The organism is Pseudomonas sp. 1L-C-7-B-C1 (assembly GCF_057291635.1).
The window spans coordinates 78,815-89,995 of record NZ_JBXAWH010000009.1 but is presented as its reverse complement, the minus strand read 5'-3'; the positions used below and the strand labels follow the sequence as shown (position 1 = coordinate 89,995).

7 protein-coding genes are annotated in these 11,181 nt (G+C 60.9%); 3 read left to right on the top strand and 4 right to left on the bottom strand.

Features of this window, described 5'->3' with window-relative positions:
- Window positions 1-91 precede the first annotated feature (91 nt).
- Complete coding sequence (locus AC0Z8Z_RS15200; protein ID WP_122625546.1) at window positions 92-538, top strand: excinuclease; 447 nt, start codon at window positions 92-94, stop codon at window positions 536-538.
- 168 nt (window positions 539-706) lie between these two features.
- Here the strand turns inward: AC0Z8Z_RS15200 and AC0Z8Z_RS15195 are convergent, their stop codons facing one another.
- Window positions 707-1,597: a LysR family transcriptional regulator gene (locus AC0Z8Z_RS15195; protein ID WP_122625545.1), complete on the bottom strand. Its 891-nt coding sequence runs from the start codon at window positions 1,595-1,597 to the stop codon at window positions 707-709.
- A gap of 115 nt (window positions 1,598-1,712) precedes the next feature.
- On the opposite strand from AC0Z8Z_RS15195, the gene AC0Z8Z_RS15190 reads away from it, so the two are divergent.
- Together AC0Z8Z_RS15190 and AC0Z8Z_RS15185 are read left to right on the top strand one after the other, a co-directional pair.
- Window positions 1,713-2,978, top strand: coding sequence for an MFS transporter (locus AC0Z8Z_RS15190; RefSeq protein WP_485619646.1), 1,266 nt, complete (start codon window positions 1,713-1,715; stop codon window positions 2,976-2,978).
- 308 nt (window positions 2,979-3,286) lie between these two features.
- Entirely contained in the window at window positions 3,287-3,586 is a 300-nt protein-coding gene (locus AC0Z8Z_RS15185; RefSeq protein WP_485619645.1) for a HigA family addiction module antitoxin, read from the top strand.
- Window positions 3,587-3,640: 54 nt separating this feature from the next.
- Here the strand turns inward: AC0Z8Z_RS15185 and hemE are convergent, their stop codons facing one another.
- From hemE to gltB, 3 genes are all read right to left on the bottom strand, one after another.
- Complete coding sequence (gene hemE / locus AC0Z8Z_RS15180) at window positions 3,641-4,705, bottom strand: uroporphyrinogen decarboxylase (protein ID WP_122533923.1); 1,065 nt, start codon at window positions 4,703-4,705, stop codon at window positions 3,641-3,643.
- Window positions 4,706-4,918: 213 nt separating this feature from the next.
- Window positions 4,919-6,337, bottom strand: coding sequence for an FAD-dependent oxidoreductase (locus AC0Z8Z_RS15175; RefSeq protein ID WP_122533925.1), 1,419 nt, complete (start codon window positions 6,335-6,337; stop codon window positions 4,919-4,921).
- A 115-nt stretch (window positions 6,338-6,452) separates the two neighbouring features.
- Window positions 6,453-10,898 (bottom strand): glutamate synthase large subunit, encoded by a 4,446-nt coding sequence (gltB, locus tag AC0Z8Z_RS15170; RefSeq protein WP_485619644.1) that lies wholly within the window; start codon window positions 10,896-10,898, stop codon window positions 6,453-6,455.
- Between the last annotated feature and the right edge of the window lie 283 nt (window positions 10,899-11,181).

The window sequence follows — 11,181 nt, the reverse complement described above, 5'->3', positions numbered from 1 at the left end:
TTCGTTCAACCCGCCGGCGCAACGGAAAACGCTCCCGACGGGGCACTCCACTGATCTTCTACACCCGTTAAACACCTCAAGGAGCGACACCATGAAATTGAAAGTCTGGGCAGCAACGGCCGCCGTCGTTTTGTGCACACTGCCGGGCATCAGCCAGGCTCGGGACACGGCGCTGTATCTACCGTTCGACAAGGTGGTCGCGCAGATGACCCAGGAGAAAAAACTCGACGGCAGCGTGAAGTTCTATCTCGCTGGCGTACAGCCAAAAGGCAAGGTGTCCGTGCTGTCGCCGAATGTGGTGACCAACAAGAAAACCAACGCTTTCAACAAGAGTGACAACGACGCCTGCGAATGGGTCTTGCAGTCCGCGATCCTGCAACTGAATGAGGCCGCAAAAGGCGCAGGCGCCAACGCAGTGGTCAACATCGCCAGCTACTACAAAAAGATCGAACGCAAAGACCCGGCCACCTATGAGTGCCACGCTGGCGCCATAATGGCAGGCGTTGCGTTGAAGGGTGATCTGGCGAAGGTGCAGTAAGTTTTTGCCAGTGAGTTAACGCGTCTCGCGTGGTTCACTGGCTTGCACGGTTACGTTGTGGAGCGAGTTAGCGTGCGAAGAGGGCGGTTCAACCGACAAATCATCGGCGAACCCACCTGAGTCTTCGTGAGCAAGCTCACTCCCACAATCCCACCCGCTCCGGATCAGTTACCCCGCCTTGCGCGTCACCAGTTCGACAAACGCCTTGGCCATCGGGGATTTCTGATCCTTGCGCTGCACCAACCATACCGCTGACGTCGCCTGCGCATCCAGAAGGGTTCGGTACACCACCCCGTCGATGCGCATGCGTTGATACGACGCCGGTAGCACCGTCACGCCCAGCCCAGCTGCCACCAGACCAATGATGGTCATCGCCTCACCCGCCTCCTGAGTAAACAACGGGCTGAAGCCCGCCTCCCGCGCCAGATCCAGCAACTGTGCGTAAAGCCCGCTGCCGTAGCTGCGCGGGAAGAACACAAACGGTTCACTGGCCAGTTCACGCAGATGAATACCGCGTTCCGAGCCTTCGGCCAGCGGATGGTCCGAGCGCAATATCGCCACCAACGGTTCGTGGAGCAGCTCCACGGCGACCAGTGAATCCGGCAACGGCAGGGGCCGCATGATGCCCACTTGCATCGACTCGTTCTCAAGCCGCTCGGCAACTTCCCGGCTGCTCATTTCCTGAAGCGCCAGATGCACCGCGGGGTAACGCTGGCGAAACGCGAAGATGGCCTGCGGGATGCTTGAGGTGAACGGTGCGGACGCCGTGAAGCCTATCTTCAATTCGCCCAGCTCCCCCAGCTGCGCACGCCGGGCCACGTCCGAAGCCTTCTCAACCTGCGCCAGCACCAGCCGTGCTTCGTCAAGGAACAACCGGCCCGCTTCGCTCAGCTCCACCCGCCGATTGGTCCGCTCAAACAGACGCGCGCCGAGCTCTTGCTCCAGCGCCTGGATCTGCTGACTCAACGGCGGTTGAGAGATACCGAGGGCCTGCGCGGCACGGCCAAAGTGCAGCTCCTCAGCAACGGCAATGAAGTAACGCAGATGACGCAATTCCATGGCGATTCCATTGGGTCGTTAAACCTATCAAACAGGTCGAACAATATATTGGAAGCAATCGTTAGCCGGCTATATTCTTTCGTCACTGCGTCCGCTCTCCCGTCTGAGGTCAATCGTGAATACTGCTGCATCCGCCGCCGCGCCTGCCGAGTTCGCCACAGCAGCCATCCCTTTGGGCGATACCTACATCGAGAAGGACACGCCTGCTTTCATTCGTACCGTATTAGCGCTGTTCTCCGGTGGCTTCGCGACGTTTGCGCTGCTGTACTGCGTGCAACCGATGATGCCGGTGCTGTCGCGGGACTTCTCCATCAACGCCGCCCAGAGCAGCATGATCCTGTCGGTGTCCACCGCGATGCTGGCAATAGGACTGCTTATTACCGGCCCCATCTCAGACCGCCTCGGGCGCAAGTCGGTCATGGTGTTCTCGTTGTTCTCGGCTGCCCTTTTCACCATCGCCAGCGCACTGATGCCCACTTGGGAAGGCGTACTGATCACCCGGGCGTTCGTGGGCTTGTCGTTGAGCGGACTCGCCGCCGTCGCCATGACCTACCTCAGCGAGGAGATCCACCCGCAGCACATCGGCCTGGCGATGGGCCTGTACATCGGTGGCAACGCCATTGGCGGCATGAGCGGCCGGGTGATCACCGGGGTCCTGAGCGATTACGTCAGCTGGCACACGGCACTGTTGATCATGGGCATCATTGCGCTGGGCGCGGCGGGCGTGTTCTGGAAAATCCTGCCGCCGTCGCGCAACTTCCGCGCCCGTCCGCTCAATGGCCGCAGCCTGCTGGAAGGTTTTGTCCTGCAGTTCCGTGATGCCGGGCTGCCATGGCTGTTCCTCGAAGGCTTCCTGCTGATGGGCGCGTTCGTGACGCTGTTCAACTACATCGGCTACCGCCTGTTGGCCGACCCGTACAACTTGAGCCAGGCCGTGGTCGGCTTGTTCTCGGTGGTGTACCTGTCGGGCATCTACAGCTCGGCGAAGATCGGCGCACTGGCCGACCAACTGGGCCGACGCAACGTGTTGTGGGCCGTGATCGTGCTGATGTTTGTCGGCGTGACGCTGACCATGTTCACCCCACTGGTGGTGGTGATCGTCGGCGTACTGATGTTCACCTTCGGCTTCTTCGGCGCCCACTCCGTCGCCAGCAGCTGGATCGGCCGCCGCGCCATCAAAGCCAAAGGCCAGGCATCGTCGTTGTACCTGTTCAGCTACTACGTAGGCTCCAGCGTCGCCGGCACCGGCGGCGGTGTGTTCTGGCACTACGCCGGCTGGAACGGCATCGGCGCCTTCATCGGCGCCCTACTGCTGATAGCCCTCGCCGTGGCGCTGAAACTGGCGAAAGTGAAGCCGTTGGCAGTGAATGTGCAGGTTTGAGGCAAGGGTCACATCGGGCATTCGTTAAAAGAGACTCCGTGCACAAAGCTTGGTATTGATGGTTCCCATGCTCCGCGTGGGAAAGCACCATCTCGGGCAATGCGCGCGCTGTTTTAGTGGGACCGGCTTCAGCCGGGAAGAGGCCCTTATGTGCGCCGTCAATTTTGTATTGTGACGCCTGACGTATTCCCGGCTAAAGCCAGTCCTACATTTGCGTTCACAGCCACTCTCACTGACGGCACGCGCTGAGTGTTCGCAATCGGAGCTCACCGCAAGCTATACAGCCCAACAAGAAAAAGGACTCCTGCATGAGAATGCACAACCCTCCCCACCCTGGCGAAATGCTCCAGGAGATGCTGCCGGAGATGAACATCAAGATTGCCGAAATGGCGCGACGGCTCCATTTTTCACGTGAAATGTTGTCCCGGGTCATCAATTGCCGCGCTCCGGTTAGTCCAGATCTGGCCGTCCGACTGGAACGCGCCGGTCTGAGCACTGCACGAATGTGGCTGGCATTGCAGATGAGCCACGACCTCTGGCAGGCCGAGCACCGGGAGCAGCCGCCCATAACGCCGTTGTATATCGCACCGACGATTACTGCAGCCTGAACCCCACACAAAAACGCCCGGCATGTGCCGGGCGTTTTCATAGCTGCAAAGCGCTTACTGGTGGTACTTGGCCGACATTTCGTGCACCGCTTCGATAAAGGCGCCGGCGTTGGCCGGGTCGACTTCGGGGGTGATGCCGTGGCCGAGGTTGAAGACGTGGCCGGTGCCGCTGCCGTAGCTGGCGAGGATGTTCGAGACTTCCTGGCGGATGGCGTTTGGGTTGGCGTAGAGCACGGTCGGGTCCATGTTGCCCTGCAGCGCCACTTTGTTGCCGACGCGCCGGCGGGCTTCGCCGATGTCGCAGGTCCAGTCCAAGCCCAGCGCATCGGCGCCGGCGTCGGCGATGCTTTCCAGCCACATGCCGCCGCCCTTGGTGAACAGGATGACCGGCACTTTGCGACCGTCGCGCTCACGGATCAGCCCGTTGACGATCTTGCGCATGTAAGCCAGTGAGAATTCCTGATACGCCGCGGCCGAAAGGCTCCCGCCCCAGCTGTCGAAGATCTGCACTGCTTGCGCGCCTGCGAGAATCTGGCCGTTCAGGTAAGCCGTCACCGACTGCGCGAGCTTATCGAGCAACAAGTGCATGGCCTGCGGGTTGTCGTAGAGCATCGCCTTGGATTTGCGGAAGTCCTTGGACGAGCCGCCTTCAACCATATAGGTCGCGAGGGTCCACGGGCTCCCGGCGAAACCGATCAGCGGTACGCGGCCGTTGAGTTCGCGGCGAATGGTGCTGACTGCGTCCATGACATAGCCGAGGTCTTTCTGGGCGTCAGGGATCGGCAGCGCTTCGATGTCAGCCAGGGTGGTGACAGTTTTGCGGAAGCGCGGACCTTCGCCGGTTTCGAAGTACAGGCCAAGGCCCATGGCGTCGGGAACGGTGAGGATGTCGGAGAACAGAATGGCGGCGTCGAGCGGATAGCGCTCAAGGGGCTGCAGGGTAACTTCACAGGCGAACGCCGGGTTCATGCACAAGCTCATGAAGTCTCCGGCCTTGGCGCGACTGGCGCGGTACTCCGGGAGATAGCGGCCAGCCTGGCGCATCATCCATACAGGCGTGACGTCAACAGGCTGCTTGAGCAGGGCGCGAAGGAAACGGTCGTTCTTCAGGGCAGTCATGTCGGCATCCGGAAAAAAAGTGCGGGCATTTTCTCAGACACCAACGCAAAAGGCACGGTCGGTGCCGTGCCATTTATTTATCGGGGCGATTTGTCGCATGAATGCAGCTGCGAGCTTCAAGCCGCAAGCTTCAAGTAAAAACAGATCAGCGTCTGCCTTAAGCTTGTGGCTTGGAGCTTACCGCTTGCAGCTTGCAGCTTGCCGCTGGCGTCATCAGACGCCCAGATAATCCAGAATCCCTTCCCCCGCATTGCGGCCTTCGAAGATGGCTGTCACCACCAGATCGGACCCGCGCACCATGTCGCCGCCGGCGAAGATCTTCGGGTTGCTGGTCTGGTGTTTGAACTGGCCCTGCTCCGGCGCCACGACGCGGCCCTGGCTGTCGGTCTGGATACCTTGCGGATCGAACCACGATGCCGGGCTTGGACGGAAACCGAACGCGATGACCACGGCGTCCGCCGGGATGATCTCTTCGGAACCCGGAATCGGCTCGGGGCTGCGACGGCCGCGCGCATCAGGCTCGCCCAGACGCGTTTCGACGACTTTTACGCCTTCGACACGATCCTCGCCAACGATGGCGATGGGCTGGCGGTTGTACAGAAACCTTACGCCTTCTTCCTTGGCGTTCTTCACTTCCTTGCGCGAACCCGGCATGTTTTCTTCGTCCCGGCGATAGGCGCAGGTCACTGACTTGGCGCCCTGACGGATCGACGTGCGGTTGCAGTCCATCGCCGTATCGCCGCCGCCGAGTACCACGACCTTCTTGCCCTTCATGTCGACGAAATCTTCCGGCGACTTTTCAAAGCCCAGGTTGCGGTTGACGTTGGCGATCAGGAAGTCCAGCGCATCGTGCACGCCCGGCAGGTCTTCACCGGGGAAGCCGCCCTTCATATACGTGTACGTGCCCATGCCCATGAACACCGCGTCGTACTCTTCCAGCAACTGCTCGACGGTGATGTCCTTGCCGATCTCGGTATTGAGGCGGAACTCGATGCCCATGCCGGTGAACACTTCGCGGCGATTACTCAGCACGCTCTTCTCGAGCTTGAACTCGGGAATGCCGAAGGTCAGCAGACCGCCGATTTCCGGGTTCTTGTCGAACACCACAGGCTTCACGCCGCCGCGCACCAGAATGTCAGCGCAGCCCAGACCTGCCGGGCCTGCGCCGATGATGGCCACGCGCTTGCCGTTTGGCACCACGCGGGACATGTCCGGACGCCAGCCCATGGCGAAGGCCGTGTCGGTGATGTACTTCTCGACCGAGCCGATGGTGACGGCGCCAAAGCCGTCGTTGAGGGTACACGCGCCCTCACACAGACGATCCTGTGGGCACACGCGGCCGCAGACTTCCGGCAGGGTGTTGGTCTGGTGCGACAGCTCGGCGGCCGCGAGGATGTTGCCCTCAGCCACCAGCTTCAGCCAGTTGGGAATGAAGTTATGCACAGGGCATTTCCATTCACAGTACGGGTTGCCGCAACCCAGGCAGCGGTGCGCCTGATCGGCCGACTGCTGAGGCTTGAAGGGTTCGTAGATTTCAACGAACTCTTTCTTGCGTTGACGCAGCAGTTTCTTTTTCGGGTCTTTACGCCCGACTTCGATGAACTGGAAGTCGTTACTGAGACGTTCAGCCATTTGGAGCCTCTTCGCGGCAGCTTCAAGCGATAAGCTTCAAGCTGCAAGAAAATCAAATTCTGTCGACCCACGAAGCTGCACGCTTGACGCTTCAAGCTTGCAGCTTGTGGCTGCTTTACTGCGGATTCGCGCGGGTGCTGGACAACAGCGACTTCAAGCTCGCGGCCTTCGGCTTGACCAGCCAGAAGCGGCGCAGGTAGTCGTCCAGGTTTTCCCAGAGATTGCGGCCCCACTCGCTGTCGGTTTCGGTCACGTATTCGGCCAGCACACGCTCCAGGTGGCTGCGATAGGCTTCCATCGCTTCACCGCTGATGCGCTGAATCTCGACCAGCTCGTGGTTGACCCGATCTACGAAGGTGTTGTCCTGATCAAGCACGTACGCGAAGCCGCCGGTCATGCCTGAGCCGAAGTTGTAGCCGGTTTTGCCCAGCACGCAGACGAAACCGCCGGTCATGTATTCGCAGCAGTGGTCGCCCGTGCCTTCCACAACGGTGTGGGCGCCAGAGTTGCGCACCGCGAAACGCTCACCCGCCGTGCCCGCCGCGAACAGCTTGCCGCCCGTCGCGCCGTACAGACAGGTGTTGCCGATGATGGCGCTGTCCTGGGTTTTAAACGGGCTGCCTTTGGGCGGCACGATCACCAGCTTGCCGGCGGTCATGCCTTTACCGACGTAGTCGTTGGCGTCGCCTTCCAGGTACATGTTCAGGCCGCCGGCGTTCCACACGCCAAAGCTCTGCCCTGCCGTGCCCTTGAAGCGGAAGGTCACCGGCGCGTCGTTCATGCCCTGGTTGCCGTGGAGCTTGGCGATCTCGCCGGAAATCCGCGCGCCGATGGAGCGGTCGCAGTTGCAGATGTCCAGTTCGTAGTCGCCGCCGCTCTTGGCCTGAATGGCGGTGATCGCCAGTTCAACCATTTTCTCGGCCAGCAGGCCCTTGTCGAACGGCGGGTTGCGCTCGACTTGGCTGAACTGCGGTTTGTCGGCCGGAATGTGGTCGCTGCCCAGCAACGGCGTCAGGTCGAGATGCTGCTGCTTGGCGGTTTCACCCGGCAGGATGTCCAGCAGATCGGTACGCCCGATCAGTTCTTCCAGCGAACGCACGCCTAGCCTGGCCAGCCACTCGCGGGTTTCTTCAGCCACGTAGGTGAAGAAGTTGATCACCATGTCGACGGTGCCGATGTAGTGGTCCTTGCGCAGCTTGTCGTTCTGGGTCGCCACGCCGGTGGCGCAGTTGTTCAGGTGGCAGATGCGCAGGTATTTGCAGCCCAGCGCGATCATCGGCGCGGTACCGAAGCCGAAGCTCTCGGCGCCGAGGATGGCCGCCTTGATCACGTCCAGCCCGGTCTTCAGGCCGCCGTCGGTCTGCACCCGAACCTTGCCGCGCAGGTCGTTGCCGCGCAGGGTCTGGTGGGTCTCCGCCAGGCCGATTTCCCACGGCGAGCCCGCGTATTTGATCGACGACAGCGGTGATGCACCGGTGCCGCCGTCATAGCCGGAAATCGTAATCAGGTCGGCATAGGCCTTGGCTACACCGGCTGCGATCGTGCCCACGCCCGCTTCGGCCACCAGCTTGACCGAGACCAGCGCGGCCGGGTTGACCTGCTTGAGGTCAAAGATCAGCTGCGACAAGTCTTCAATGGAGTAGATGTCGTGGTGTGGCGGCGGCGAAATCAGTGTCACACCCGGCACTGCGTAGCGCAGCTTGGCGATCAGGCCGTTGACCTTGCCGCCTGGGAGTTGCCCGCCCTCGCCCGGTTTGGCGCCCTGGGCGACCTTGATCTGCAGCACGTCGGCGTTGACCAGGTACTCAGGCGTCACGCCAAAACGGCCGGTCGCGATCTGTTTGATCTTGGAGCTGCGGATGGTGCCGTAGCGCGCCGGATCTTCGCCGCCCTCACCGGAGTTGGAGCGCGCCCCCAGGCGGTTCATCGCCTCGGCCAGCGCTTCGTGGGCTTCCGGCGACAGCGCGCCCAGCGAGATACCCGCCGAGTCGAAGCGCTTGAGAATGCCTTCCAGCGGCTCGATTTCATCGATGGCCAGCGGCGTGTCGAGCTCTTTGACCTTGAGCAGGTCGCGGATCATCGACACCGGACGATTGTCCACCAGCGCCGTGTATTCCTTGAATTTGCTGTAATCGCCCTGTTGCACGGCAGCTTGCAGCATCGCCACCACATCAGGGTTGTACGCGTGGTATTCGCCGCCGTAGACAAACTTCAGCAAACCGCCCTGCTGGATCGGCTTGCGTGCGCTCCAGGCCTCAAAGGCCAGGGCTTTCTGCTCGGCTTCGATGTCGACGAAACGCGCGCCCTTGATGCGGCTCGGCACGCCACGGAAGCTCAGGTCGCAGACTTCTTCCGACAGACCGATGGCTTCGAAAAGCTGCGCGCCACGGTAGGACGCGACGGTCGAGATGCCCATCTTCGACAGGATCTTGAGCAGGCCTTTGGTGATGCCCTTGCGATAGTTCTTGAAGACTTCGTACAGATCGCCCAGCACTTCGCCGGTACGGATCAGGTCGCCCAGCACTTCGTACGCCAGGAACGGATAGACCGCCGACGCGCCGAAGCCGATCAACACGGCGAAATGGTGCGGGTCGCGAGCCGTTGCTGTCTCGACAAGAATGTTGCTGTCGCAGCGCAGGCCTTTTTCGGTCAAACGGTGATGCACCGCACCGGTGGCCAGCGATGCGTGAATCGGCAGTTTGCCGGGTGCGATATGACGGTCGCTCAGGACAATCTGGGTCTTGCCCGAACGCACGGCTTCTTCAGCCTGATCAGCGATGTTGCGCACGGCCGCTTCCAGGCCCGTGGCTTCGTCATAGTTCAGGTCGATGATCTGACGATCAAAGCCCGGACGATCCAGGGTCATCAGCGAGCGCCACTTGGCCGGGGAAATGACCGGCGAGCTGAGAATCACGCGAGACGCATGCTCTGGCGACTCCTGGAAAATGTTGCGCTCCGCACCGAGGCAGACTTCCAGCGACATGACGATGGCTTCACGCAGCGGGTCGATCGGCGGGTTGGTGACCTGCGCGAACTGCTGACGGAAATAGTCGTACGGCGTGCGGACACGACGGGACAGCACCGCCATCGGCGTGTCATCGCCCATGGAACCGACCGCTTCCTGACCCTGCTCACCCAGCGGGCGCAGGATCTGATCACGCTCTTCGAACGTGACCTGGAACATCTTCATGTACTGCTTGAGCTGATCCGGGTTGTAGAACGCCGAACCGTGGTCGTGGTCTTCCAGCGTTGCCTGAATACGCAGGGCGTTTTTGCGCAGCCACTGCTTGTACGGGTGGCGCGACTTCAGACGGCTGTCGATGGCATCGGTGTCGAGGATCTGCCCGGTTTCGGTGTCCACAGCGAAAATCTGGCCCGGACCAACACGGCCCTTGGCGATGACATCTTCGGGCTTGTAGTTCCACACGCCGATTTCCGACGCGAGGGTGATGTAGCCGTTCTTGGTGGTGACCCAGCGCGCAGGGCGCAGGCCGTTACGGTCCAGCAGGCAGACCGCATGGCGACCTTCGGTCATGACGATGCCGGCCGGGCCGTCCCACGGCTCCATGTGCATGGAGTTGAATTCGTAGAACGCACGCAGATCCGGGTCCATGGTTTCGACGTTCTGCCACGCCGGCGGCACGAGCATCCGCACGCCACGGAACAGGTCGATGCCGCCGGTCACCATCAGCTCGAGCATGTTGTCCATGCTCGAAGAGTCGGAGCCTACGCGGTTGACCAGCGGGCCCAGCTCGTCGAGGTCCATCAGGTCGTTGGCGAACTTGGTGCGACGGGCCTGAGCCCAATTGCGGTTACCGGTGATGGTGTTGATCTCGCCGTTGTGGGCGAGGAAGCGGAATGGCTGAGCCAGCGGCCATTTCGGCAGGGTATTGGTCGAGAAGCGCTGGTGGAACACGCAAATCGCGGTTTGCAGGCGCTCGTCGTTGAGGTCCGGGAAGAATGCCGTGAGGTCACGCGGCATCATCAGGCCTTTGTAGATGATGGTCTTGTGGGAAAAGCTGCAGATGTAGTGGTCGGTGTCGGCAGCGTTGGCCACCGAGGAGCGACGACGCGCGCAAAACAGCTTGATTGCGAATTCCTGATCGCTCAGGCCTTCGCCTCCGATGAACACCTGTTCGATCTTCGGCAAGCGCTCAAGGGCCAAACGGCCCAGTACGCTGGTGTCGATCGGAACCTGGCGCCAGCCAATCAAGGTCAGGCCGGCCGCGAGGATTTCACGGTTCATGTTTTCGCGGGCGGCTTCAGCCTTCGCGTCGTCCTGATTGAGGAAGACCATGCCTGCGCAATACTGGCGCGGAAGCTCGACGCCGAAAGCTTCGGTGGCGACCGCGCGCAGGAAGGTGTCAGGTTTTTGCATCAACAGCCCGCAACCGTCACCGGTCTTGCCGTCGGCGTTGATACCACCACGGTGGGTCATGCAGGTCAGGGCTTCGATAGCCGTCTGCAACAGGTGATGACTGGGCTCGCCTTGCATATGGGCGATCAGGCCGAAACCACAGTTATCCTTGAATTCTTCTGGATGGTACAGACCTGCTTTCATAGACACATTCTCACCAGGCTGCCCCTTAACGGGACAAATTTCTTTTCAATTCAACCATTTACCATCCACGCCGAACGTATGCCGGCTTTGCGGGAGCAAAAGGGAGGTCATTGTACACAGCGACACAAGTCCTCACAAATTTGACGACGAAGTGTCGCAAATTTATGTCGCATTCATGAAAGGTTTTATATCGATTCTCGTGCTAGTCAGAGCTTTGTTGCGAGTCTGACCAACGAGAGCCCGAAGATCAATGCGTGCCTGAGACGCAGACACCGCAAGTCGC